Consider the following 24,361-nt stretch of genomic DNA (forward strand, 5'->3'; position numbering starts at 1 on the left):
GGGCGCATTCTCCTGTGGTCGTCACATCCGCCCCTCCAGTCGCGCTCATGGCGGGAAAAACGTTGCCCCGATTGTGAATTGGTGCCCTCGAACGCTTGTTCGTGTCACCGTGATCGAGTAAGATCGTGGGTACAGGGGAGGGGGTTTCGATGGCAGTGACGACCGGTCCGCAGGACGTTCTGAGTGCCGCACGTTCAGCGCGTCAGATGTTGACGGACGCTCTGTGCCCGAGCGAGCTGCGCGGGTCGCAGGAGGAGTGGGCCCAGGCTCTCGGCGAGCTGCAGGCCGTGATCGACACCGCGACCGCGGCGCAGGATGCCGCGATCGTGCGGCTGGCGGCGATCGAGCCGGAGGTCCTGGACGACGGGGAGGTCATCGACACCCACCGGGCGCTCGGCCACGTGGCGTTGGACGCTTCGGCGATCGTGTCCGGGGTGCTGGCCGTGACCGCCGTGCACGCCGAGCGGCGGGTGCGGGCGGCGGTCCGTCTCGCCGCGGACGGTCCGGAAGGCACCGCGACCGAGACCGGGCTGGGTGGGTTGCACACCGCGATGGGTGCCGGGCGGTTGGATGCGTACCGGGCGTCGGTGGTGGCGACCGAGCTCGAGGAGGCCCCGGCCGAGGTCGCCGCGTCGGTGGTCGGCGGCCTGGACGAGTACTTCGGCAGCGAGGACGGGCCGCGGTTGCGGCGCCGGGTCCGTCGGATGCTGGCCCGGATCTCGCCCGACCTGCTTCGCCAACGCGCCGTCCGCGCCCGGTCCGAATGCCGCCTCGAACGGTGGGTCGGCGAACCCGGGGTCGACACCTGGCACGGCACCTTCCCCTCCGAAGAAGCAGCCCAGGCCTGGGCCGCGATCGACGCCCTCGCGCAGCAGTACGTCACCGACGGCGTGTGTGACCGGGTCGACCGGGCCCGCGCCCAGGCCCTGACCGACCTGGTGGCGGGGAACGCGACCATCGACGTCCAGGTCGTCCACACCATCGCGGCCGATGCGCCCACAGGTCCTACGCCCGCGAGCGAGGCTGGGGCGAGCCAGGCAGCGCCGGGCGATCTGCTCGAGGTCACCGGCCTCCGCCCCGGCGAGCCGATGTTGGTCTCTCGCGCGTGGCTCGACCGTGCCAGCGCCCACCCGAGCTCCACCGGCCCTACCTCCACCAGCGCCGGCCGGGCCGCACCGCGACCGCGGGGCGAACCCCGCGTGGGCCTCGCCCCGTGTGACCCGCTCACCGGTGCCCTGCTCGACCTCGCCGGCGAGCTCACCACCGACGCCTACCGCCCCGGGAGGGCCCTGGCCTCGCTGGTCCGCGCCCGCGACGGGCACTGCCGCTTCCCCGGCTGCCACGTCGCCGCCCGCTTCTGCGACCTCGACCACGTCACCCCCTGGCCCACCGGCCCGACATCAGCAGCCAACCTGGTCTGCCTCTGCCGCCGACACCACCGCATCAAACAACGCCCCGGCTGGCGCGCCCTCCTCCACCCCGACGCCACCCTCACCTGGACCGACCCCACCGGCCGGGCCCGCACCACCCACCCCATCGACCACCTCCACCCCGCCGTCCTACCCGACACCGGCACCGACCCCGCCACCCTCACCTACAACCCCCGCCTCGTCACCCCCGACGCACCCCACAGCACCCTCGAGTACCACCTCGAACACAACCCGGGCCCACCACCAGCAAGACCCCGCATCCGCTGCCGCATCGAACACCACCGACCCACCCCGACCCACCCCGACCTGCTCTACACGCCGGTCCACTCCCCGAGACCACCAGTGCTCCCACCGCCGAGCGGTCCGCCCTTCTGACCGCGGTCCGGCCCGCCCGCCGGGCGCCGTACCCTTGACCATCGTGAAGACGTTCGACGCGCTGTACGCCGAGCTCGCCGAGAAGGCGCGCACCCGCCCCGAGGGCTCCGGCACCGTCCGCGAGCTCGACGCCGGCGTGCACGCCATCGGCAAGAAGATCGTCGAGGAGGCCGCCGAGGTGTGGATGGCGGCCGAGCACGAAGGGCGCGAGCGCACGGCCGAGGAGGTCAGCCAGCTGCTCTACCACCTGCAGGTGCTGATGATCGCCTCCGACCTCACCCCTGACGACGTCTACCGCCACCTCTGAGCGGCCCGAACCCCGAGGACCCCTGACATGCTGCGCATCGCCGTCCCCAACAAGGGATCGCTGTCCGACCCCGCGGCCGCCATGCTGCGCGAGGCCGGGTACCGGACCCGCCGCGACACCAAGGAGCTCGTCGTGCGCGACGAGGCGGGTGACGTCGAGCTCTTCTACCTGCGCCCGCGCGACATCGCGGTCTACGTCGGCTCCGGCACCGTCGACTGCGGCATCACCGGGCGCGACCTCCTGCTCGACTCGGGCTCGGCCGCGGTCGAGGTGATGGATCTCGGGTTCGGCGCCTCGACCTTCCGCTACGCCGCGCGCCCCGGGACCGCCACCCGCATCGAGGACATCGCGGGCTGCCGGGTGGCCACGAGCTACCAGGGCCTGGTCGAGAAGCACCTGGCCGACCACGGTGTCAGCGCCGAGGTGGTGCGCCTCGACGGCGCCGTCGAGACCGCCATCACCCTCGGGGTCGCCGACGTCATCGCCGACGTGGTCGAGACCGGCGCCACCCTGCGCAGCCAGGGTCTCGAGGTGTTCGGCGACCCCATCCTGCGCAGCGAGGCGGTGCTGGTGCGGCGAGAAGGGTCCGACGACGCCTTCGCGGTCGAGGTGCTGCGGCGCCGCCTGCTCGGCGTCGTCACCGCCCGCCACTACGTGATGCTCGACTACGACGTGCCGGCCGACCTGGTCGACCGCGCCTGCGCGATCACTCCCGGCCTCGAGAGCCCCACGGTCTCGTCGCTGCAGAACCGCGACTGGTGCGCGGTGCGGGCCATGGTCCCGCGGGCCGTCACCAACGCCGTCATGGACGAGCTCTACGAGCTCGGCGCCCGCGCCATCCTGGTCACCGACATCACCGCGTGCCGGTTGTGAGCGACGCCCCCGGCGGCCCGGGGACGGCCGCCGACGCGCCGTTCCGGCCCCGGCGCGGGCGGGTGGTGCCGCAGGTCGTGGCCGTCACCTTCGTGGTGGTCTGCGTCGCCGTGGCCGTCGGGATGGGCCTCACGGGGCACTGGAACCCGTTCGACCAGGCGGCCCTCGTCGTCTTCGGGCTCATGGTGGGCGCGTTCATCGGTCGCTACTCCGTCATCCGCGCGGTGCCCGGCCCCGACGGGCTCGCGGTGCACAACCTCGTGCAACGCCGCACCGTGGCCTGGAGCGAGGTCGTGCAGGTGCGCTTCCCCGACGGCGACCCCTGGGTCACCCTCGAGCTGGACGACGGCGACGACCTGGCCGTGATGGCCATCCAGCGCGTCGACGCCGAGTTCGGCCGCGCCGAGGCCCGTCGGCTCGCGACCCTGGTCCGCGACCGCCAGGACGCCGCGGCCGGCTACTGAGCGCCGCGGTACGTCAGCCGGAGACGGGGGAGGCGCCGACCCGCGCGGCGTCCGGCCGCAGCCGGGCGATCGCGAGCAGCTGCGGCAGCGCGACCGCAGCCAGCACCGCCCACAGGGCCGTGTACGAGCCGGTGGCGTCGCGCACCGCGCCCATCGTGGCCGGGCCCGCCGACGCCACCGTGTAGCTGACCAGGAACGCCATGGCGGTGAGCCGCGCGCTGTCACGCGCGGTGGTCGAGTAGCGCACCAGCAGCCCCAGGCCCAGAGCGAAGCACGCCCCCTGACCGGCGCCGAGCAGCAGGGCCCACGCCCACGGCGCGGCGTTCGGCGCCAGCCAGACCCCGATCTCGCCGAGCCCGCCCAGGACACTGGCCCCGACCAGCAGCACCCGCGGGTCGCGCACCCGGTCGAGCAGGGTCGGCGCCACGAGCCCGGACACCAGCTGCGCGCCGGTGAACACCGACATCAGCAGCCCGGCGTCGCGGGCGGTCCAGCCGGAGGCCTCGTAGGTCGGCGCCACCCAGGCCAGCGACGAGTAGAACTGCCACGACTGGCACGCGAGGTACCCGGCGAGCAGCCACGCGGTCGTGCTCCGCCAGGGCAGCGCGTGCGAGCCGGTGTCGGTGTCGGGAGTGGCCGCGCTCCGCCGGCGGGCCGACACCGTGACCGGCACCCAGGCCAGCAGCGCGACGGCCGCGAGGACGACCCACGAGAGCAGCGACCCCGACCAGCCGCCCAGCACCCCGGCCAGCGGCACCGAGGTGGCCGAGGCCACGCCGGCGAAGCCCATCATCGCCATCATCGTCACGCCGGTGCCGAAGCCCGCGCGGTGCGCCGGGAACACCGCCTTGACGATGCCCGGCAGCAGGGTGCCCGCGAGCGCGATGCCCGCGCCGGCCACGAAGGTGCCCGCGTACAGCGCCCACACCAGGCCGCCGCCCGCGCCGCGCACCGCCAGCCCGACGAGCACCAGCCCCACGCCGCACCCCACGGCGGTCGCCGGGCCGAGCCGGCGCCCGACCTGGTTGGCCAACGGCGCCAGCAGCCCCATGCACAGCACCGGCAGGGTGGTCAGCACCCCCATCCAGGCGTTCGAGAGGCCGAGGTCGGAGCGCACCGCCTCGGCCAGCGGGGGCAGGCTCGCCATCAGGGTGCGGAGGTTGGCCGCCACCAGGACGATGCCGGTCACGACCGTCCAGGAAGGCAGCGTCCGGGCCGCGGTCGTGCTCACCGGGGCATCCTGCCATCCGGGAAGGACGTGTCCGGCCACCCTCAGCGCGCGCCGTCGGTGACGAGCACCAGGTCGGCCCGCTCCCGGGTGCCGTCGGCGCCGAACAGGTCGCGCTCCTGGGCGGCCCAGCGCTCCCAGTGCGGCCGGTAGGTCTCGCCGTCGCGGGCGAGGCCGCGGCGCCGACGTTCGTCGGTCGAGGCCTCGACCCACACCCGCACGGCGGCCAGCCCGCCCGCCGCGCCCACGCTCGCGCCGCACCCCTCGACGACCACGACCGGGGCCGCCGCCACCGTGCGCTCGCCGCCCCACCGGTCGTGCGCCCAGTCCCACACCCGGTACCGGGCGTCCTCGCCCCGGGAGAGGGGCAGCAGCACCTGGTCGACCAGCAGGGGCACCACCGCCGCGAGGCCGTCCCACCCGGGGTAGAGCTCGTCGAGATGCACCACCGGGCAGCCGAGGGCGTCGGCGACGGCGTTCGCGAGCGTGGTCTTGCCCGACCCGCTCGGGCCGTCGACGGCGACCACGGCGCTCCCGTCCCGCACCCGGGCCCGCCCGAGCGCCGCGACCACGGCCGCGACGTGCTCCGGGTCCGCCGGCCCGGTCACCTGGAACCACACGAGGGGTGACCCTAGTCCGCGGCTACGCTGGGCCGGTGTCGGTCGCCGTCCGTGTCATCCCGTGCCTTGACGTCGACGCCGGCCGGGTCGTCAAGGGCGTCAACTTCCAGGGCCTGCGCGACGCCGGCGACCCCGTCGAGCTGGCCCGGCGCTACGGCGAGCAGGGCGCCGACGAGCTCACCTTCCTCGACGTCACGGCGAGCAGCGGCGACCGCGCCACGATGTACGACGTCGTGGCCCGCACGGCCGAGGAGGTCTTCATCCCGCTGACCGTCGGCGGCGGCGTGCGCACCGTCGACGACGTCGACCGGCTGCTGCGGGCGGGCGCCGACAAGGTGGGCGTCAACACCGCCGCCATCGCCCGCCCCGCCCTCATCGCCGAGACCGCCGACCGCTTCGGCGCCCAGGTGCTGGTGCTCTCCGCCGACGTCCGCCGGCGCCGCGCCGCCGACGGCACGCCCACGGGCGGCTTCGAGGTGACCACCCACGGCGGCCGCACCGGCACCGGCCTCGACGCCGTCGAGTGGTGCGCACGGGCCGAGGCCCTCGGCGCGGGCGAGATCCTGCTCAACTCGATGGATGCCGACGGCACCCGCGACGGCTTCGACCTCGAGCTGATCCGGCTCGTGCGGGCCGCGGTCGCCGTCCCGGTCATCGCCAGCGGCGGAGCCGGCACCGTCGAGCACTTCGCCCCCGCGGTCGCGGCCGGGGCCGACGCCGTGCTGGCCGCCAGCGTCTTCCACTTCGGCGACCTCACCATCGGCGAGGTCAAGGCCGCGCTGCGTGTCGAAGGTCTGCCGGTCCGCTGACCCCCGGACCTAGAATCCGCGGGATGACGCCCACCCGTGCGCGCACCGCGCACCTCGTCGTCGCGCTCGTGGCCACGCTGGCCCTGGTGCTGCAGACCGTCCTGGTGGTCAGCGGCGCGTCCGTACTGGCCGAGACGGCGGTCCCCCCGCTGGCGACCCGGCTGGGCCGTCTGGTCTCGTACTTCACGATCCAGAGCAACCTGCTGGTGGCCGTCACCGCCTGGCAGCTCTGGCACGACCCGCTGCGGGACGGCCGCTGGTGGCGCCCGGTGCGCCTGGCCGCCCTGGTCGGCATCACCGTCACCGGGCTGGTGCACTTCGTGCTGCTCCGCCCGCTGCTGCACCTCGAAGGCCTGAACTACGTGGCCGACAAGCTGCTGCACATGGTGGTGCCGGTGCTGGCCATCGCGGTCTGGGCCGCGGTCGGGCCACGCCCGCGCTCGTCGTGGCGCTCGGCCCCCGAGGTGCTGGTCTGGCCGCTGCTGTGGCTCGCCTACACCCTGGTCGTCGGCGGCCTCTCGGGCTGGTACCCCTACCCGTTCCTCGACCCGTCCGGGAACGGCTGGGGGGCGGTCGTCGCCGCGTGCGTCGGCATCACGGTGCTGGTCGTCGCGGTCGGGGCGGCCTACGTGGCGCTCGACCGCAGGCTGTCGGCCGCTCCCCGCGCGGGCCACGACGTGAGTGCCGTCGGCGCCACGGCAGAATGAGGGCGTGCCCACCTCCGACGCCGTCCTCGACCCCGCGGTCGCCGCGCGCCTGACCCGTGACGCTGCCGGCCTCGTCGCCGCGGTCGTCCAGCAGCACGACACCGGCGAGGTCCTCATGCTGGGCTGGATGGACGACGAGGCGCTGCGCCGCACCCTCACCGAGGGCCGGGTCACCTTCTGGTCGCGCAGCCGCCAGGAGTACTGGCGCAAGGGCGACACCTCCGGGCACGCCCAGTTCGTGCGCTCGGTCGCGCTCGACTGCGACGGCGACGCCCTCCTCGTCCGCGTGGAGCAGGTCGGTGCCGCGTGCCACACCGGGGACCGCACCTGCTTCGAGGCCGGCGACCTCGGCGCCGTCGTCGGAGCCGGGGCGTGAACGGCGCCGCCGCCGCCGAGAGCCCGGACCTGTCGTACGGCCAGACCTGGCCGGGGCTCGACACCTTCGGGGTGCTCGCCCGCGACCGCCGGGTCATCCCCGTGGTGCGCCGCCTCCTCGGCGACGGCGAGACCCCGGTGGGCGTCTACCGCAAGCTCGCGGGCGACCGCCCCGGCACCTTCCTCCTCGAGTCGGCCGAGCACGGCGGGATGTGGTCGCGCTGGTCGATCGTCGGGGCGGCCAGCCGCGCCACCCTCACCGAGAAGGACGGGCGCGCCCACTGGATCGGCGACCCGCCCGTGGGGGTGCCCACGGAGGGTCTGGCCACCGAGGCGCTGCGCGCCACCATGGAGGCGCTGGCCACCCCGCCCATCGCCGGCCTGCCGCCGCTGACCGGCGGGATGGTCGGGGCCATCGCGTACGACGCCGTGCGCCGCTGGGAGAAGGTCCCCACGGAGCTGCCCGACGCGCTGGGGCTGCCCGAGCTCGCGATGATGCTCGCCACCGACCTCGCGGTGCTCGACCACGCCGACGGCTCCATCCTGCTGGTGGCCAATGCCGTCAACTACGACGACACCGACGAGCGGGTCGAGGACGCGTGGGCCGACGCGGTGGCCCGCCTCGACGCGATGACCGCCGCGCTCGCGGCCCCCGCCCCCAGCACGGTGGCCGTCGTCGACACCGGGGCCGTGGCCGAGGCCATGCGGCACGTCGTCTCGGACACCACCCCGGCGCGCTACCAGGAGGTCGTCGAGCGGGCCCAGGAGGACATCCGCGCCGGCGAGGTCTTCCAGGTCGTGCTCTCGCAGCGCTTCTCGCTCGCCTGCCCGGCCGACCCGGTCGACGTCTACCGGGCGCTGCGCGCGACCAACCCCAGCCCGTACATGTACCTCTTCCGGCTGCCGCACCCGGACGGCTCCTCCTACGCCGTCGTCGGCAGCAGCCCCGAGGCGCTGGTGCGGGTCACGGGGGAGCGGGCCATCACCCATCCCATCGCGGGGTCGCGGCCCCGGGGCAAGACCCCCGAGGACGACGTGCGCCTCCAGGACGAGCTGCTGGCCGACCCCAAGGAGCGCTCCGAGCACGTGATGCTGGTCGACCTCGGCCGCAACGACCTCCAGCGGGTGTGCCGCCCGGGCACCGTCGACGTCGTGGAGTTCATGGACGTGCGCCGCTACAGCCACGTCATGCACATCGAGTCGACCGTCGTCGGCGACACCCGGCCCGACACCTCCGCCTACGACGTGCTGGTCTCGACGTTCCCGGCCGGCACCCTGTCGGGGGCGCCCAAGCCCCGCGCCCTGGCCCTCATCGAGCGCTACGAGCAGTCGCGGCGCGGCATCTACGGCGGCGTGGTGGGCTACCTCGACTTCCACGGCGACCTCGACATGGCCATCGCCATCCGCACCGCCGTGATCCGCGACGGCACCGCTCACGTCCAGGCCGGCGCGGGCATCGTGGCCGACTCCGTGCCCGTCCGCGAGCACGAGGAGTGCGTGGCCAAGGCCACCGCCGCGCTGCGGGCCGTCGCCACCGCCGGGGCGATGCGGACCGTGTCGTGAGGCGCCTCACCGGGCGTGGCCCCGTCGCGTTGCTGGCCCTCCTCGGGGCCGGGGTGCTCCTCCTCGCAGGCCTGCGGCCCTGGCTGTCGGGCACGGTCGACGACGCCGTCCTCGGCGGCAGCCGCGTCGTCGCGTCCGGGGCGGACGTCGCGCCCGGGCTCTCGGCGGTGGCGCTGGCCGTGGCCGCGGCCGCGGTGGCCGTCGTCGCCGCGGGCCGCGTCGGCCGCCTGGTCGGCCTGGTGCTCTGGGCCGGATGTGTCGTGCTGGCCGCGGTCCTCGTCGTGCGGGTCGTCGTCGACCCCTCCGCCGCGCTGGGGCCGGTGGCCGCCAGCCGCGTGGGGCGTACCGGCACCGTCGACGCCGTCGCCTCGACCACGGCGTGGCCCTGGGTCGCGGTCGCCGGCCTCCTGGTGGCCGCCGCCGCCCTGGGGCTGGCCCTGGTCGGCCGGCCCCGCTGGTCCGGGCCGTCGACGCGCTACGAGGCGCCCGACGGGTCGGGGGCCGGGCACGTGGCGGGCTCCCGGGGCGAGCGGGTCAGCAGCGCCTGGGACGCCCTGTCGGCCGGGCGCGACCCCACGGCCCCGGCGGAGGACCCCCGCACCGGCGACGCTCCCCGAACCTGACACAATCGACGGTCGAGACCCGGCGGCGACGGCCGCCACCCTTGCACGACACCTAAGGTGGACACCATGGACGAGCACGAGGACCACGGCCACAGCGTGGCCGCCTGGACCGCGGTCATCATCATCATCGTCGCGGCGGCGGTCATGTCGATCGCGGTGGTGTTCCCCAACCCGTGGCTGTTCGTCGGGGGTGCGGTGCTGGCCCTCGTCGGTGCCATCGCCGGCAAGGTGCTGTCGATGGCCGGCTACGGCACGGCGGGGCGCGACGTCGAGCGCGAACCCTCGCTCCGGTGACCTCGCGTGCGTCCGTGACCACCGTCCTCGACGGCATCGTCGCCGGGGTCCGTGCCGACCTCGCCGAGCGCCGGCGCGCCGTCCCGGCGGCCGCTCTCGAGCAGGCCGTGCTGGCCGCCGCGCCGCCCTTGGACGCCGAGGCGGTCCTGCGCCGTCCCGGCCTGTCGCTGATCGCCGAGGTCAAGCGCTCCAGCCCCAGCAAGGGCGCGCTCGCCGACATCCCCGACCCCGCCGTCCTCGCGGCGTCCTACGTCGAGGGCGGGGCCAGCGCCATCTCGGTCCTCACCGAGCAGCGGCGCTTCGGCGGCACCCTGGCGGACCTCGACGCCGTGCGGGCCGCCGTCGGCGTCCCGGTCCTGCGCAAGGACTTCGTCGTCACCGACTACCAGGTGTGGGAGGCCCGGGCCCACGGCGCCGACCTCGTCCTGCTCATCGTGGCCGCGCTCGACGATGCCACCCTGGCCGCCCTGCTGGGCCGGGTCCGCGAGCTCGGGATGACGGCCCTGGTCGAGGTCCACGACGAGGACGAGACCCAGCGCGCGCTCGACGCCGGGGCCACCGTGGTCGGGGTCAACGCCCGCGACCTCAAGACCCTCGAGGTGTACCCCGACACCTTCTCCCGGCTGCGACCCCTGCTCCCGGCCGGCGTCGTCAGTGTCGCCGAGTCCGGCGTCGGGGGTCCCGGTGACGCCGCCGCCTACGCCGCCCAGGGTGCCGACGCCGTGCTGGTGGGCGAGGCCCTGGTGCGGACCGGCGACCCACGCGGGGCGGCCGCGGCCATCGTCGCCGCCGGCGCCCCAGGAGGAGCCTCATGACCACCCACACCACCGACTCCGCCGGCACCGACGACCTGGTCCCGGTCGAGGTCGAGCGCCCCGGCCGCTTCGGCGCGTTCGGGGGCCGCTACGTCCCCGAGGCCCTCATCCCCGCCCTCGAGCAGCTCGACGAGGCGCGCCAGAAGGCGGCCGTCGACCCCGAGTTCCAGGACGAGCTGGCCCGCCTGCACGCCACCTACACCGGGCGGCCGAGCATCCTCACCGAAGTCCCGCGGTTCGCGGCGCACTGCGGCGGCGCCCGGGTCCTGCTCAAGCGCGAGGACCTCAACCACACCGGCTCGCACAAGATCAACAACGTGCTGGCGCAGGCGCTCATCACCAAGCGCATGGGCAAGACGCGGATCATCGCCGAGACCGGCGCCGGCCAGCACGGGGTCGCCACGGCCACCGCGGCCGCCCTCATGGGCCTGGAGTGCCGCATCTACATGGGGAAGGTCGACACCGAGCGTCAGGCCCTCAACGTCGCCCGGATGAAGATCCTCGGGGCCGAGGTCGTGGCGGTCGAGCACGGCAGCGCCACGCTCAAGGACGCCATCAACGAGGCGCTGCGCGACTGGGTCACGAACGTGTCGACCACGCACTACGCGATCGGCACCGTCACCGGCCCGCACCCGTTCCCCGAGATGGTGCGCGACTTCCACAAGATCATCGGCGAGGAGGCGCGCGCCCAGGTCCTCGAGCTCACCGGGCGCCTGCCCGACGCGGTGGTCGCGTGCGTCGGCGGCGGCTCCAACGCGATGGGCATCTTCCACCGTTTCGTCGGCGACGAGGGCGTCCGCCTCGTCGGCGTCGAGGCCGGGGGGGAGGGCGTCGAGTCGGGTCGCCACGCGGCCCGGTTCGCCGGCTCCTCGTCCACGCCCGGGGTACTGCACGGCGCCATGAGCTACCTGATGCAGGACCGTGACGGCCAGACCGTCGAGTCGCACTCGATCAGCGCCGGGCTCGACTACCCCAGCGTCGGGCCCGAGCACGCCCACCTGCGCGACTCCGGCCGCGCCGAGTACCGCTACGCCACCGACGACCAGGTCATGGAGGCGTTCTCGCTGCTGGCGCGCACCGAGGGCATCATCCCGGCCCTGGAGTCGGCGCACGCCCTGGTCGGCGCCATGCAGGTCGGCCGCGAGCTGGGGCCCGACGGGCTGGTGCTCGTCAACCTCTCGGGGCGTGGCGACAAGGACATGCACACCGCGGCCGCCTGGTTCGGGCTGGTCGAGGAGGGCACCCAGTGACCGCGACGACCACCGGGGTCGGCGAGGTCCTGGCGCGCTGTCGCGCCGAGGGGCGGGCCGCCCTGATCGGCTACCTGCCGGTGGGCTACCCCACCGTCGAGGGCTCGGTCGCCGCCATGCGCGTGCTCGTCGAGGCCGGCTGCGACGTCGTCGAGGTCGGCATCCCCTACAGCGACCCCGTCATCGACGGCCCCGTCAACCAGGAGGCGATGTCGGTCGCCCTGGCCGGGGGCGCCCGCGTCGACGACGTCCTGACCGCCGTCGAGGCCGTGCGCGACGCCGGCGCGGCCGCGGTCGTCATGACCTACTGGAACCTGGTCCTGCACCGCGGCGTCGAGCGCTTCGCCGCCGAGCTCGCGGCCAGCGGCGGCTCCGGCCTGATCACCCCCGACCTCGTGCCGGACGAGGCCCAGGACTGGCTCGACGCCAGCGACCGGCACGGCCTCGACCGGGTGTTCCTCGTGGCGCCCAGCAGCACCCCCGAGCGCCTCGTCACGGTCACCACGGCGTGCCGCGGCTTCGTCTACGCCGCCTCCACCATGGGCGTCACCGGCGCCCGCACCAGCGTCGACTCCGACGCGCGCGGGCTCGTCGAGCGCGTCCGCCAGGTCACCGACCTCCCGGTGTGCATCGGGCTGGGCGTCTCGACCCGCGCGCAGGCCGCCGAGATCGCGGCCTACGCCGACGGCGTCATCGTCGGCTCGGCCCTGGTGCGCACGCTCGGGGGTGAAGGGGAACTCGCCGACCGGCTCGAGGCGTTGCGTACGTTGACCGCGGAGCTCGCCGCGGGTGTGCGGGAAGGTCAGCGATGAGCGCCAGCGTCGACGAGGTCGGGGCCGACACCGAGCCCTGGTACCGCCGGGAGCGGGTCCTCGACGTCGTCGGGCTGCTGGCCCGGCTCTTCCTCGGCATCGTCCTCATCGTCGCCGGCATCGCCAAGGTCGGCCGGCCCCTCACCGCGCAGCGGGCCGTCCAGGCCTACGAGATCATGCCGATGGGCCTCGCGGGCTACGTGGGCCTGGCCCTGCCGTTCCTCGAGATCGTCCTCGGCATCCTGCTCGTCCTGGGGCTGTTCACCCGCCCCGTGGCCATCGTGTCGACCCTGCTCATGGTGGCGTTCGTCATCGGCATCTCGCAGGCCTGGGCCCGGGGCCTGACCATCGACTGCGGCTGCTTCGGCGGCGGCGGCCAGGTCGGGGCCAGCGAGACGAAGTACCCTCAGGAGATCGCCCGCGACGCCGGCTTCGCCGCGGCGGGGCTGTGGCTGTGGTGGCGTCCGCGAACGCTCGCCGCCCTCGACCGCGTCCTCTTCGGACACTGACCGCCGCCTGACACGAAAGGCTCCACCGCGCACCATGGCCAAGAACACGACGACCCGGGGCAAGGCTCCGGCCAGCGCCCGACAGGCGAAGATCCAGGCGGCCCAGAGGTCCGGGGGCGGTGGGGGAGCGAACAAGATCGTCGTCGCCACCGTGGTGCTCGTGGTCGCCATCATCGCGGTCGTGGCCGGTGTCGTCTGGGCCCAGGCCAACCAGAAGAACGCCATCACCGGCGGTGGCAACGCCCTGCCCCCGGGCGTCACGGCGCTCGGTGCCGGCTACCCGGCCTTCCCCGACGTCACCCCGGCCGCGGGCGCGCCGACCCTCGACCTCTACGAGGACTTCCAGTGCCCGGCCTGCAAGGCCTTCGAGGACCAGCTCGGCAGCACCGTCGAGAGCCTCGCCGAGGCGGGCAAGCTCAAGCTCGTCTACCACGTGAAGAACTTCCTCGACGACAACCTGCGCAACGACTGGTCGACCAAGGCCGCCAACGCCGCCTTCTGCGCCGCCGACGCCGGGAAGTTCCAGGCGTTCCACGACCAGGCCTACGCGCACCAGCCCAGCGAGGGCGACGGGTTCACCGACGCCCAGCTGAAGGGCTTCGCGCAGGCCTCGGGCATCTCCGGCGCCGCCCTCACGACCTGGCAGCAGTGCTACGACGCCGGCAAGTACGTCGACTACGTCAACTCGGTCGAGACCAAGAGCTTCGCCGACGGCGTGCGGGGCACCCCTACCCTGAAGCTGGCCGGCAAGGAGCTCGACCTGCAGCAGGTGGGCACCCCCGAGCTCTTCACCCAGGCCGTCCAGAACGCGACGAAGTGAGCCGCTGACCTCCCCGAGGCCGGCCACCGACGTGCTCACCTACCTGCCCAGCCCCACCACCGCGGCCCTGCACCTCGGTCCGCTGACCATCCGCGCCTACGCGGTGTGCATCCTCATCGGCATCGCGCTCGCGGTCTGGCTCACCGGGCGCCGGCTCGTCGACCGCGGCTACGAGCGCGAGGTCGTGCTCGACGTCGCGGCCTACGCCGTGATCCTCGGGATCATCGGCGGCCGGCTCTACCACGTCGTCACCACGCCGGGTCCGTACTTCGGCGAGGGCGGGCACCTGGTCGACGCCCTGAAGATCTGGAACGGCGGCCTCGGCATCTGGGGGGCCGTCGCGCTCGGGGCGGTCGGCGCGTGGATCGGCTGCCGGCGCTCGGGGGTCTCGTTCCTGGCCTTCACGGATGCCGCGGCGCCCGGCGTCGTGTTCGCCCAGGCCATCGGGCGCTGGGGCAACTGGTTCAACAACGAGCTCTACGGCGGCCCCACGACGCGCCCCTGGGGCCTCGAGATCCACCAGTGGGACCAGAGCGCCGGGCGGGCCGTCACCGACGCCTCCGGCCACCCGGTGCTGCTGGGGGTGTTCCAGCCGACCTTCCTCTACGAGTCGGCCTTCCTGGTCGTCCTCGGCGTCTTCCTACTCCTGCTCGACCACCGGCGCCGGCTGGTGCCGGGGCAGCTGCTCGGGTTCTACGTGGCCGGCTACCCGCTGGGGCGCATCGTCGTCGAGAAGCTGCGCACCGACGAGGCCGAGATGATCCTGGGCCAGCGGCTCAACGTGTGGACCAGCATCGTCGTCTTCCTGCTGGGGCTGTGGATCATCTGGTACACCCGCCGGCGCGCCCGCCGGACCGAGGCGGCCCAGGAGCCCGAGTTCCAGGATGTGGGATAGCACGGCTCGAATGGCAAGACGCCGGGGGCCGGGGATACCATTCCCGGACGTGGCCATAGTCGTCCGCGCCTGACCTTGCCGTGCCGGTCCTCCGGGGCCGACGACCCCCGAGGACGGTGATCCGACGTGTCCGTCGCCAGCTTCTCCGCCCAGCCCGCAGACGTGGGCCTGTACCGCCGCCAGCACGAGCACGACGCGTGCGGCGTCGCCATGGTCGCGACCATGAGGGGCACCGCCGGCCACGACATCGTCGTCCACGCCCTCGACGCCCTGCGCAACCTCGACCACCGCGGTGCCACCGGCGCCGACCCGCTGGTCGGCGACGGCGCCGGCATCCTCACCCAGATCCCCGACGCGTTCTTCCGGGCCGTCGTCGGGACCGAGCTGCCCGGCGCCGGGTCCTACGCGGCCGGGATGGTCTACCTGCCCGCCGACGAGGCCGCCCGTCGCGCCGCCGAGGCCCGCATCGAGGAGATCGCGGCCTCCGAGGGCCTCCAGGTCCTGGCCTGGCGCGACGTCCCGGTGGTGCCCGACCTGGTCGGCGCCGCCGCCCGCGAGACCATGCCGTTCTTCCGCCAGCTGTTCGTCGCCTCCCACGACCGCCGCGAGGGGGTGGCGCTCGACCGCCTCGCGTTCGCCCTGCGCAAGCGCGCCGAGCGGGAGGGCGAGGTCTACTTCCCGTCGCTGTCGTCGCGCACCATCGTCTACAAGGGGATGCTGACCACCGGCCAGCTCGAGCCGTTCTTCCCCGACCTGTCCGACGAGCGGTTCGCCACCGAGCTGGCGCTGGTGCACTCCCGCTTCTCGACCAACACCTTCCCGAGCTGGCCGCTGGCCCACCCCTACCGGCTCATCGCCCACAACGGCGAGATCAACACGGTCAAGGGGAACCGCAACTGGATGCACGCCCGCGAGAGCCAGCTGGCGTCCGACGTGCTCGCCGGCGACCTGGCGCGCCTCTCGCCGATCTGCAGCCCCGAGGCCTCCGACTCCGCGTCGTTCGACGAGGTGCTCGAGCTCATCCACCTGGGCGGCCGTTCGCTGCCGCACGCCGTCCTCATGATGATCCCGGAGGCCTGGGAGAACCACGAGTCGATGGACCCCGCCCGCAAGGCGTTCTACGAGTTCCACTCCACCTTCATGGAGCCCTGGGACGGCCCCGCCTGCGTCGCGTTCACCGACGGCACCCTGGTCGGTGCCGTGCTCGACCGCAACGGGCTGCGTCCCGGGCGCTACTGGGTCACCGACGACGGCCTGGTCGTGCTCGCCTCCGAGGCCGGGGTCCTCGACCTCGAGCCCGAGCGGGTCGTGCGTCGCGGGCGGCTCCAGCCGGGGCGGATGTTCCTCGTCGACACGGCCGCGGGCCGCATCGTCAGCGACGACGAGGTCAAGTCCGGCCTCGCGGGCGAGCACCCCTACGAGGAGTGGCTGCACGCCGGCCTCCTCGAGCTCGGCGACCTCCCCGAGCGCGAGCACATCGTGCACACGGCCGCCTCGGTGGCCCGCCGGCAGCGCACCTTCGGCTACACCGAGGAGGAGCTGAAGATCCTGGTGGCGCCGATGGCGCGCAGCGGTGCCGAGGCGCTGGGCTCGATGGGTACCGACACCCCGATCGCGGTGCTCTCCGACCGGCCGCGCCTGGTGTTCGACTACTTCACCCAGCTGTTCGCCCAGGTCACCAACCCCCCGCTCGACGCCATCCGCGAGGAGCTCGTCACCTCGCTCGCCAGCACCATCGGGCCCGAGGGCAACCTGCTCGACGCGGGTGCGGCGCACGCCCGCCAGGTCGTGCTGCCGTTCCCGGTCATCGACAACGACGAGCTGGCCAAGATCGTCCACATCAACGCCGACGGCGACCTGCCGGGCTTCGAGACCCTCGTCGTCCGCGGCACCTACGACGTCAGCGGCGGCGAGGCCTCGCTGCGGGCGCGCCTGCACGAGATCTTCGACGAGGTGTCCGAGGCCATCGCCGCGGGGGTGCGCTTCGTCGTGCTCTCGGACCGCGACTCCGACGGCGACCTCGCACCCATCCCGTCGCTGCTGCTCACCTCGGCCGTGCACCACCACCTGATCCGCGAGAAGACCCGCACCCAGGTCGGGCTCATCGTCGAGGCCGGCGACGTGCGCGAGGTCCACCACGTCGCCCTGCTCATCGGCTACGGCGCGGCCGCGATCAACCCCTACCTCGCCATGGAGAGCGTCGAGGACATGGTCCGGCGCGGCGACATCACCGAGGTCACCGAGGAGAAGGCGGTCGCCAACCTCATCAAGGCGCTCGGCAAGGGCGTGCTCAAGGTGATGTCGAAGATGGGCATCTCGACCGTCGCGTCCTACCGCGGCGCGCAGGTCTTCGAGGCCATCGGCCTCTCCCAGGAGCTCGTCGACGAGTTCTTCACCGGCACCGTCAGCCAGCTCGGCGGCATCGGGCTGGGCGTCCTGGCCGCCGAGACCGCGGCGCGCCACGAGATGGCCTACCCGCCCGACGGCATCCGCCAGGCGCACCGCAAGCTCGTCGTGGGCGGCGAGTACCAGTGGCGCCGCGAGGGCGAGCCGCACCTGTTCGACCCCGAGACCGTCTTCCGTCTCCAGCACGCCACCCGGCAGCGGCGCTACGACGTCTTCAAGCAGTACACCCAGCGCATCGACGAGCAGTCCGGCCGGCTGATGACGCTGCGTGGCCTCTTCCGCCTCGGGGGCGTCGAGGCGCGCGAGCCCGTGCCGCTCGACGAGGTCGAGTCGGTGGCCTCGATCGTGCAGCGCTTCTCGACGGGCGCGATGAGCTACGGCTCGATCAGCCAGGAGGCGCACGAGACCCTGGCCGTGGCGATGAACCGCCTCAAGGCGCGCTCCAACACCGGTGAGGGCGGGGAGGACCCCGACCGCCTCGTCGACCCGGTGCGCCGCTCGGCCATCAAGCAGGTGGCCTCGGGCCGCTTCGGCGTGACCTCGCTCTACCTGACCCACAGCGACGACATCCAGATCAAGATGGCGCAGGGCGCCAAGCCCGGTGAGGGCGGCCAGCTGCCCGGGCCCAAGGTCTACCCCTGGGTGGCCAAGACCCGGCACTCCACCCCCGGGGTCGGGCTCATCAGCCCGCCGCCGCACCACGACATCTACTCGATCGAGGACCTCGCGCAGCTCATCCACGACCTCAAGAACGCCAACCCGCAGGCGCGCATCCACGTCAAGCTCGTCTCCGAGATGGGCGTCGGCACGGTCGCCGCGGGGGTCAGCAAGGCGCACGCCGACGTCGTGCTCATCTCGGGCAACGACGGCGGCACCGGCGCCAGCCCGCTGACCAGCCTCAAGCACGCCGGCGGCCCCTGGGAGCTCGGTCTGGCCGAGACCCAGCAGACGCTGGTGCTCAACGGGCTGCGCGACCGCATCGTGGTGCAGGTCGACGGGCAGCTCAAGACCGGCCGCGACGTCGTCATCGCCGCGCTGCTGGGCGCCGAGGAGTTCGGCTTCGCCACCGCGCCGCTCGTGGTGTCGGGCTGCATCCTGATGCGGGTCTGCCACCTCGACACCTGCCCGGTCGGCATCGCCACCCAGAACCCCGAGCTGCGGGCGCGCTTCTCCGGGGCGCCCGAGTTCGTCGAGACCTTCTTCGAGTACATCGCCGAGGAGGTCCGCGAGCACCTGGCGGCCCTCGGGTTCCGCACGCTCGAGGAGGCCGTCGGCCAGATCCAGCACCTCGACGTCGCCAAGGCCGTCGAGCACTGGAAGGCCTCGGGCCTCGACCTCGCGCCGATCCTGACCCAGGTCACCAGCCCCGACGGCTCCGGCGTCCGGCACCGGGTGGGCCAGGACCACGGCCTCGAGAAGGCGCTCGACCACCAGCTGATCGCCGCCGCGCGCGACGCCATCGACCACGGCGAGCCCGTGGCCGCGAGCTTCGCCATCCGCAACGTCAACCGCACCGTCGGCACGATGCTCGGCCACGAGGTCACCAAGGTGCACTCCGAGGGGCTGCCCGACGGCACCATCGACATCGCGCTCACCGGGTCGGCCGGGCAGAGCCTCGGCGCGTTCCTGCCCGCCGGGATCACCCTCCGGCTCGAGGGCGACGCCAACGACTACGTCGGCAAGGGCCTCTCGGGCGGGCGCGTCGTCGTCCGGCCCGCCCCGGGGTCGGCGCTGGTCGCCGAGGACAACGTCATCGCCGGCAACGTCATCGGCTACGGCGCCACCTCGGGCGAGCTGTTCCTCCGCGGCCGGGTGGGCGAGCGCTTCTGCGTCCGCAACTCCGGGGCCACCGCGGTCGTCGAGGGGGTGGGCGACCACGGCCTCGAGTACATGACCGGGGGAGTGGCGCTGATCCTCGGGCCCACCGGGCGCAACGTCGCGGCCGGGATGTCCGGCGGCCTCGCCTACGTCCTCGACCTCGACCCGGCACGGGTCAACCCCGAGCTCGTCGACCTGCGCCCCCTGCGCCCGGCCGACGAGGACGCGGTGCACGACCTCCTCGAGCGCCACCACCGGTGGACCGACTCGGCGGTGGCCGCGCGCCTCCTGGCCGACTGGGGCAGTGCCCGGTCGGCGTTCACCCTGGTCCTCCCACGCATGTACCAGCGCGTCCTCGACGTGCGGGCCACGGCGCAGAAGGAGGGCCTCGACCCCGACGGCGCCCAGGTGTGGGAGCGGATCATGGAGGCCTCCCGTGGCTGACCCCCAGGGCTTTCTCAAGACGCGCGAGCGTGAGCTGCCGCGGCGCCGGCCGGTGCCGGTGCGCATCCGCGACTGGAAGGAGGTCTACGAGGACCAGCCGGTCCCCGAGCTCCAGCGCCAGGCCGCGCGCTGCATGGACTGCGGCATCCCGTTCTGCCACAGCGGATGCCCGCTCGGCAACCTCATCCCGGAGTGGAACGACCTCGCCCGGCGCGGTGAGTGGCGCGAGGGCATCGAGCGGCTGCACGCCACGAACAACTTCCCCGAGTTCACCGGTCGGCTGTGCCCCGCGCCGTGCGAGTCGGCCTGTGTGCTGGGGATCAACCAGCAGCCGGTCACGATCAAGCAGGTCGAGGTCACCCTGGTCGACCGCGCCTTCGAGAACGGCGTCATCACCCCGGTCTCGCCGGAGCGGCTGTCGGGCAAGACCGTGGCCGTCGTCGGCTCGGGCCCCGCGGGCCTGGCCACCGCCCAGCAGCTGACCCGCGCCGGGCACACCGTGGCCGTCTACGAGCGGGCCGACCAGCCGGGCGGCCTGCTGCGCTACGGCATCCCCGAGTTCAAGATGGAGAAGGCGGTGCTCGACCGCCGCATCGGCCAGATGAAGTCCGAGGGCACCCGGTTCCGCACCGGCGTCAGCGTCGGGACCGACATCACCTGGGCCGACCTGCGCAAGCGGTTCGACGCCGTGGTCGTGGCCATCGGCTCCACGGTGCCGCGCGACCTGCCGGTGCCGGGGCGCGAGCTCGACGGCGTCGTGCAGGCGATGGACTTCCTGCCCCCGGCCAACCGGGTGGCGCTCGGGCAGAGCGTCGAGGGCCAGGTCACCGCGACCGGCAAGGACGTCATCGTCATCGGCGGCGGCGACACCGGCGCCGACTGCATCGGCACCTCGCACCGCCAGGGTGCTCGCTCGGTCACGAGCCTCGAGATCATGCCGCAGCCGGGGCTCGAGCGGTCCGGGGCGCACCCGTGGCCCACCTACCCGATGCTCTTCCGCGTCGCCTCGGCCCACGAGGAGGGCGGCGACCGGGTGTACGCCACGACCACCAGCGAGATCCTGGGCGACGAGGCGGGCCGGGTGCGGGCGCTGCGCGTGCACGAGGTCCGGATGGGCGAGCGGGGCTTCGAGAAGGTCGAGGGCTCCGAGCGCGAGATCCCGGCCCAGCTGGTGCTGCTGGCGATGGGCTTCGTCGGGCCGCAGGCCGAGGGGCTGCTCGAGCAGCTCGGTGCCGACCGCGACGAGCGCACCAACGTCGCGCGGGACGGGCACTTCATGTCGAGCGTGCCGGGCGTGTTCGTGGCCGGCGACGCCGGGCGCGGGCAGTCGCTCATCGTCTGGGCCATCGCCGAGGGCCGGTCGGTGGCGCACGAGGTCGACGCCTGGCTCATGCGCAAGCCCTCACGCCTGCCCCGTCCGGTGAACCCCACCGACCGCCCGCTGATGGTCTGACGGGTCGCGCGCCACCCTCGACGCAAGGCTTCCAGCACGAGACCCCGGCTCCGAGCCGGGGTCTCGTGCCGATTTCGGGGTGACCCCGAAATGCTGGGGCGGGTGGGGCAGGTGGGGTCGGCCCGGCATGTGACCCACGTCATGGTGCAACCGCTTCCACCGATAGGCTGGCGAGCATGCGCCGCGCCAAGATCGTCTGCACCCTGGGCCCTGCCACGTCCTCGGCCGAGAACCTCCGCGAGCTGGTGAAAGCGGGCATGGACGTCGCCCGGCTGAACCTCTCCCACGGCACCCACGCCGACCACGAGCAGGTCTACCGCGACGTCCGCACCGCGGGTGACGCCGTGGGCCGCGCGGTCGGGGTGCTGGTCGACCTCCAGGGCCCCAAGATCCGCACGGCGCGCTTCGCCGACGGCCCCGTGGTGCTGGTCAACGGTGCCACGTTCATCATCACCACCCGTGACGTCCCGGGCGACGTCAACGAGGTCGGCACCACGTACTCGGGGCTGCCCGGCGACGTGCACGTGGGTGACCGCATCCTGATCGACGACGGCAAGATCGCCCTCATCGCCACCGAGGTCACCGACACCGACGTCGTCTGCCAGGTGCTCGAAGGCGGCCCGCTGAGCAACAACAAGGGCATCAACCTGCCGGGCGTCGCCGTCTCGGTCCCCGCGCTGTCCGAGAAGGACGAGGACGACCTGCGCTGGGCCCTGCGCACCAAGGCCGACATGATCGCGCTGTCGTTCGTGCGCTCGGCCGACGACATCATCCGCGTCCACGAGATCATGGACGAGGAGGGCGGTCGCCTGCCCGTCATCGCCAAGATCGAGAAGCCCCAGGCCGTCGACAACCTCGACGAGATCATCCGCGCCTTCGACGGCGTGATGGTGGCCCGCGGCGACCTCGGCGTCGAGATGCCGCTCGAGGAGGTGCCGCTGGTGCAGAAGCGCGCGTGCGAGATCGCCCGCCGCCGCGCCAAGCCGGTCATCGTCGCCACCCAGGTGCTCGAGTCGATGATCGAGAACAGCCGCCCGACCCGGGCGGAGGCCTCCGACGCCGCCAACGCCGTGCTCGACGGCGCCGACGCCCTGATGCTCTCGGGCGAGACCAGCGTCGGCAAGAACCCGTTCGCCACGGTGCGCACCATGGCGCGCATCATCGAGAACACCGAGACCCACGGGCTGCACCGCATCCGCCCCCTCGGCACCCGGCCCAACTCCAAGGGTGGCGCGGTCACCGCGGCCGCCGCCGAGATCGGCGAGCTGCTCGGGGTGAAGTTCCTCATCACCTTCACCGAGAGCGGCGACAGCGCGCGGCGCCTGGCCCGCGTCCGCCCGCGCATCCCGATGCTGGCCTTCACGCCCAACCAGTCGACCCGCAGCCAGCTCGCGCTCACCTGGGGCGTCGAGACCTTCCTGGTCGGCAAGGTCCGCCACACCGACGACATGGCCATGCAGGTCGACGAGCTCCTGCTCTCGATCGGCCGGGTCAAGGAGGGCGACCTGGTGATCATCGTGGCCGGGTCCCCGCCCGGCATCCCCGGGTCCACCAACGCGCTGCGCGTGCACCGTATCGGCGACGCCAAGAACCGCGTCGCGCCGGCGTACCTCGACGCCGACGCCGGCGGACAGGGCTGAACCCGGCCCTGGCGGGCTGGCTATGCTGACAGCGCCCCCGCCGGGGTGGTGGAACGGCAGACACGGAGCACTCAAAATGCTCTGCCCGCGAGGGCGTGCGGGTTCGAGTCCCGCTCCCGGCACATGACGCAGAGTGCAGCCACCACCAAGCGGGTCCTGGTCGCCGAGGACGAGGCCATCATCCGCCTCGACCTGGCCGAGATGCTCCGGGAGGCCGGCTACGACGTCGTCGGCCAGGCCGGCGACGGGGAGCAGGCCGTCGAGCTCGCGCGCTCCCTCGCGCCCGACATCGTGATCATGGACGTCAAGATGCCGGTGATGGACGGCATCAGCGCCGCCGAGGTCATCGGCGCCGAGCGGATCTGCCCCGTGGTGATGCTCACCGCCTTCAGCCAGAAGGAGCTCGTCGAGCGGGCCCGCGACGCCGGGGTCATGGCGTACGTCGTCAAGCCCTTCACCGCCTCCGACGTCACGCCCGCGCTCGACATCGCCCTCTCGCGCTGGGCCGAGCTGAAGACCCTCGAGAGCGAGGTCGCCGACCTCGGCGAGCGGCTCGAGACCCGCAAGGCCGTCGACCGCGCCAAGGGCGTGCTGATGACCAAGCTGAAGATCACCGAGGCCGAGGCGTTCCGGTGGATCCAGAAGACCGCGATGGACCGGCGCATGGGGATGAAGGAGGTCGCCGACGCCGTCGTCGCAGGCATGGAGAACGCCTGACCGGCGCCCTTCGGCCGCTGTGGAATTGGGGGGCCCCACCCCCTCGCCAGGCGGGAGGCCGAGGGCCTAGTCTTCGGTGGAAGCGGGCCCCGACGGGGCCCGCCCGGACGAGGAGGCAGCGTGGGACGACGATCCGTCGAGGTCGCGCCGGTGGGTGAGGACCTGACCCAGCTCATCGCCCTGTGGCTCGAGGCCCGCGTCGACGCCGGGAGCAGCCCGGACGTCTGCGCCCGCGCGGTCTCCGACGGCCGCTTCGCCGAGGCCATGCGCCGCCCGGGGGTCCAGGCCTTCGTGGCGACCCTCGACGGCACGCCGGTGGGCTACACCATCACCACCGACAACCCGTTCGGGCTGAGCCCCACGCCCGAGGTCGCGGTCGAGCAGCTCTTCGTCTGCCCCGAGGCCCGGCGGCACGGGGTGGCCAAGTCGCTCCTCACCGTGGTGCTGTCGGTGGCCGAGCGCGCCGGCTGTGAGCAGATCGTGTCCAACGTCCCCACCACGAGCCGCGAGGCCAACCGCTTCTTCGCCCGGCTCGGCTTCGCCTCCAGCGTCACCCGCCGCGTCGTCGGCACCGGGCCGCTGCGGCGCCGGCTGGCCCCCGAGACGGCCGAGACCGGCCTCGAGCTCACCCGGCGGCGCCGCAGCCTGCGCCAGCGCGCGTTCGTGCCGACCCGCTCCGCCTGAGCGGGCTCCGACTCAGGCGCCCGGCGCCGCGTCGCGGATCAGGCAGGTGATCCGCGAGGTGCAGACCCGCTTGCCGGTGTCGTCGGTGACCACGACCTCGTAGCTCGCGAGGGTCCGCCCCAGGCTCAGCGCGGTGGCGGTGCCCGTGACCAGCCCCGAGCGCGCGGCCCGGTGGTGGGTGGCGTTGATGTCGAGGCCGACGACGGCCTTGCCCTCGCCCGCGTGCAGCGCGGCGCCGACCGAGCCGAGGGTCTCGGCGAGCACCACCGAGGCACCCCCGTGCAACAGGCCGTACGGCTGGGTGTTGCCGGCCACCGGCATCGTCGCCACCAGGCGCTCGGGGCCGGCCTCGACGATCTCGATGCCCATCCGCTGCATCAGCGAGTCGGGGTTGGCCGCGGTCATCGCGGCCAGGGCGGAGGCATGCTCG

The 24,361-nt window shown here is 73.7% G+C and carries 24 protein-coding genes and 1 tRNA gene; 22 read left to right on the top strand and 3 right to left on the bottom strand.

Going from position 1 to position 24,361, the window contains the following annotated elements; genetic code table 11:
- Positions 1–206: 206 nt before the first annotated feature.
- Genes ATL31_RS16075 through ATL31_RS16090 form a run of 4 tightly spaced genes read left to right on the top strand, consistent with a single transcriptional unit; the run spans position 207 to position 3,449 of the window.
- Positions 207–1,805: an HNH endonuclease signature motif containing protein gene (locus ATL31_RS16075; RefSeq protein ID WP_101397002.1), complete on the top strand. Its 1,599-nt coding sequence runs from the start codon at positions 207–209 to the stop codon at positions 1,803–1,805.
- 43 nt (positions 1,806–1,848) lie between these two features.
- A complete protein-coding gene (locus tag ATL31_RS16080) occupies positions 1,849–2,112 on the top strand; it encodes a phosphoribosyl-ATP diphosphatase (protein WP_101397004.1) in 264 nt (87 codons plus the stop codon).
- A 27-nt stretch (positions 2,113–2,139) separates the two neighbouring features.
- Complete coding sequence (hisG, locus tag ATL31_RS16085; protein WP_101397006.1) at positions 2,140–2,985, top strand: ATP phosphoribosyltransferase; 846 nt, start codon at positions 2,140–2,142, stop codon at positions 2,983–2,985.
- Positions 2,982–3,449 carry a PH domain-containing protein gene (locus tag ATL31_RS16090; protein ID WP_101397008.1) on the top strand — a complete coding sequence of 156 codons (468 nt, stop codon included), beginning with the start codon at positions 2,982–2,984 and terminating at the stop codon, positions 3,447–3,449. Before hisG ends, ATL31_RS16090 begins: the two co-directional genes overlap by 4 nt.
- Positions 3,450–3,462: 13 nt before the next feature.
- On the opposite strand, the gene ATL31_RS16095 is transcribed toward ATL31_RS16090, so the two are convergent.
- A complete protein-coding gene (locus ATL31_RS16095; RefSeq protein ID WP_245862569.1) occupies positions 3,463–4,680 on the bottom strand; it encodes an MFS transporter in 1,218 nt (405 codons plus the stop codon).
- A 41-nt stretch (positions 4,681–4,721) separates the two neighbouring features.
- Positions 4,722–5,297 carry an AAA family ATPase gene (locus tag ATL31_RS16100; RefSeq protein WP_101397010.1) on the bottom strand — a complete coding sequence of 192 codons (576 nt, stop codon included), beginning with the start codon at positions 5,295–5,297 and terminating at the stop codon, positions 4,722–4,724.
- A 35-nt stretch (positions 5,298–5,332) separates the two neighbouring features.
- On the opposite strand from ATL31_RS16100, the gene hisF reads away from it, so the two are divergent.
- The 18 genes from hisF (at position 5,333) to ATL31_RS16190 (ending at position 23,931) form a co-directional block, all read left to right on the top strand.
- On the top strand, positions 5,333–6,106 hold the full coding sequence (gene hisF / locus ATL31_RS16105) for an imidazole glycerol phosphate synthase subunit HisF (protein ID WP_101397012.1): 774 nt from the start codon (positions 5,333–5,335) through the stop codon (positions 6,104–6,106).
- A gap of 23 nt (positions 6,107–6,129) precedes the next feature.
- On the top strand, positions 6,130–6,813 hold the full coding sequence (locus tag ATL31_RS16110; protein WP_101397014.1) for a Pr6Pr family membrane protein: 684 nt from the start codon (positions 6,130–6,132) through the stop codon (positions 6,811–6,813).
- Positions 6,814–6,817: 4 nt separating this feature from the next.
- Complete coding sequence (gene hisI, locus ATL31_RS16115) at positions 6,818–7,189, top strand: phosphoribosyl-AMP cyclohydrolase (RefSeq protein ID WP_101397016.1); 372 nt, start codon at positions 6,818–6,820, stop codon at positions 7,187–7,189.
- Complete coding sequence (locus ATL31_RS16120) at positions 7,186–8,751, top strand: anthranilate synthase component I (RefSeq protein WP_101397018.1); 1,566 nt, start codon at positions 7,186–7,188, stop codon at positions 8,749–8,751. The genes hisI and ATL31_RS16120 overlap by 4 nt, the downstream gene beginning before the upstream one ends.
- Positions 8,748–9,374, top strand: coding sequence for a Trp biosynthesis-associated membrane protein (locus ATL31_RS16125; RefSeq protein ID WP_158239862.1), 627 nt, complete (start codon positions 8,748–8,750; stop codon positions 9,372–9,374). The genes ATL31_RS16120 and ATL31_RS16125 overlap by 4 nt, the downstream gene beginning before the upstream one ends.
- A 66-nt stretch (positions 9,375–9,440) precedes the next feature.
- Positions 9,441–9,668, top strand: coding sequence for an HGxxPAAW family protein (locus tag ATL31_RS16130; protein WP_101397764.1), 228 nt, complete (start codon positions 9,441–9,443; stop codon positions 9,666–9,668).
- A 14-nt stretch (positions 9,669–9,682) separates the two neighbouring features.
- Entirely contained in the window at positions 9,683–10,483 is an 801-nt protein-coding gene (gene trpC, locus ATL31_RS16135; RefSeq protein ID WP_101397766.1) for an indole-3-glycerol phosphate synthase TrpC, read from the top strand.
- Positions 10,480–11,733 (top strand): tryptophan synthase subunit beta, encoded by a 1,254-nt coding sequence (gene trpB / locus ATL31_RS16140; protein ID WP_101397022.1) that lies wholly within the window; start codon positions 10,480–10,482, stop codon positions 11,731–11,733. Before trpC ends, trpB begins: the two co-directional genes overlap by 4 nt.
- Positions 11,730–12,545: a tryptophan synthase subunit alpha gene (gene trpA, locus ATL31_RS16145; RefSeq protein WP_211284050.1), complete on the top strand. Its 816-nt coding sequence runs from the start codon at positions 11,730–11,732 to the stop codon at positions 12,543–12,545. The genes trpB and trpA overlap by 4 nt, the downstream gene beginning before the upstream one ends.
- Entirely contained in the window at positions 12,542–13,054 is a 513-nt protein-coding gene (locus tag ATL31_RS16150; RefSeq protein WP_101397026.1) for a MauE/DoxX family redox-associated membrane protein, read from the top strand. The genes trpA and ATL31_RS16150 overlap by 4 nt, the downstream gene beginning before the upstream one ends.
- Positions 13,055–13,088: 34 nt before the next feature.
- A complete protein-coding gene (locus ATL31_RS16155) occupies positions 13,089–13,874 on the top strand; it encodes a DsbA family protein (protein ID WP_101397028.1) in 786 nt (261 codons plus the stop codon).
- A gap of 31 nt (positions 13,875–13,905) precedes the next feature.
- Positions 13,906–14,769 carry a prolipoprotein diacylglyceryl transferase gene (lgt, locus tag ATL31_RS16160; RefSeq protein WP_101397030.1) on the top strand — a complete coding sequence of 288 codons (864 nt, stop codon included), beginning with the start codon at positions 13,906–13,908 and terminating at the stop codon, positions 14,767–14,769.
- 126 nt (positions 14,770–14,895) lie between these two features.
- Positions 14,896–19,437 carry a glutamate synthase large subunit gene (gltB, locus tag ATL31_RS16165; protein WP_101397032.1) on the top strand — a complete coding sequence of 1,514 codons (4,542 nt, stop codon included), beginning with the start codon at positions 14,896–14,898 and terminating at the stop codon, positions 19,435–19,437.
- Positions 19,430–20,890 carry a glutamate synthase subunit beta gene (locus tag ATL31_RS16170; protein ID WP_101397034.1) on the top strand — a complete coding sequence of 487 codons (1,461 nt, stop codon included), beginning with the start codon at positions 19,430–19,432 and terminating at the stop codon, positions 20,888–20,890. The genes gltB and ATL31_RS16170 overlap by 8 nt, the downstream gene beginning before the upstream one ends.
- A gap of 176 nt (positions 20,891–21,066) precedes the next feature.
- Positions 21,067–22,530 carry a pyruvate kinase gene (gene pyk, locus ATL31_RS16175; RefSeq protein ID WP_101397036.1) on the top strand — a complete coding sequence of 488 codons (1,464 nt, stop codon included), beginning with the start codon at positions 21,067–21,069 and terminating at the stop codon, positions 22,528–22,530.
- A gap of 39 nt (positions 22,531–22,569) precedes the next feature.
- A tRNA-Leu gene (locus tag ATL31_RS16180) sits at positions 22,570–22,652 on the top strand.
- A 1-nt stretch (position 22,653) separates the two neighbouring features.
- Positions 22,654–23,247, top strand: coding sequence for an ANTAR domain-containing response regulator (locus ATL31_RS16185; protein ID WP_101397039.1), 594 nt, complete (start codon positions 22,654–22,656; stop codon positions 23,245–23,247).
- 120 nt (positions 23,248–23,367) lie between these two features.
- Positions 23,368–23,931 (top strand): GNAT family N-acetyltransferase, encoded by a 564-nt coding sequence (locus ATL31_RS16190; protein WP_143598415.1) that lies wholly within the window; start codon positions 23,368–23,370, stop codon positions 23,929–23,931.
- Positions 23,932–23,943: 12 nt separating this feature from the next.
- Here the strand turns inward: ATL31_RS16190 and ATL31_RS16195 are convergent, their stop codons facing one another.
- A complete protein-coding gene (locus ATL31_RS16195) occupies positions 23,944–24,336 on the bottom strand; it encodes a PaaI family thioesterase (RefSeq protein WP_245862797.1) in 393 nt (130 codons plus the stop codon).
- Positions 24,337–24,361: the final 25 nt, after the last annotated feature.

This window comes from Phycicoccus duodecadis (assembly GCF_002846495.1).
In the GTDB taxonomy this organism is placed as follows: domain Bacteria; phylum Actinomycetota; class Actinomycetes; order Actinomycetales; family Dermatophilaceae; genus Phycicoccus; species Phycicoccus duodecadis.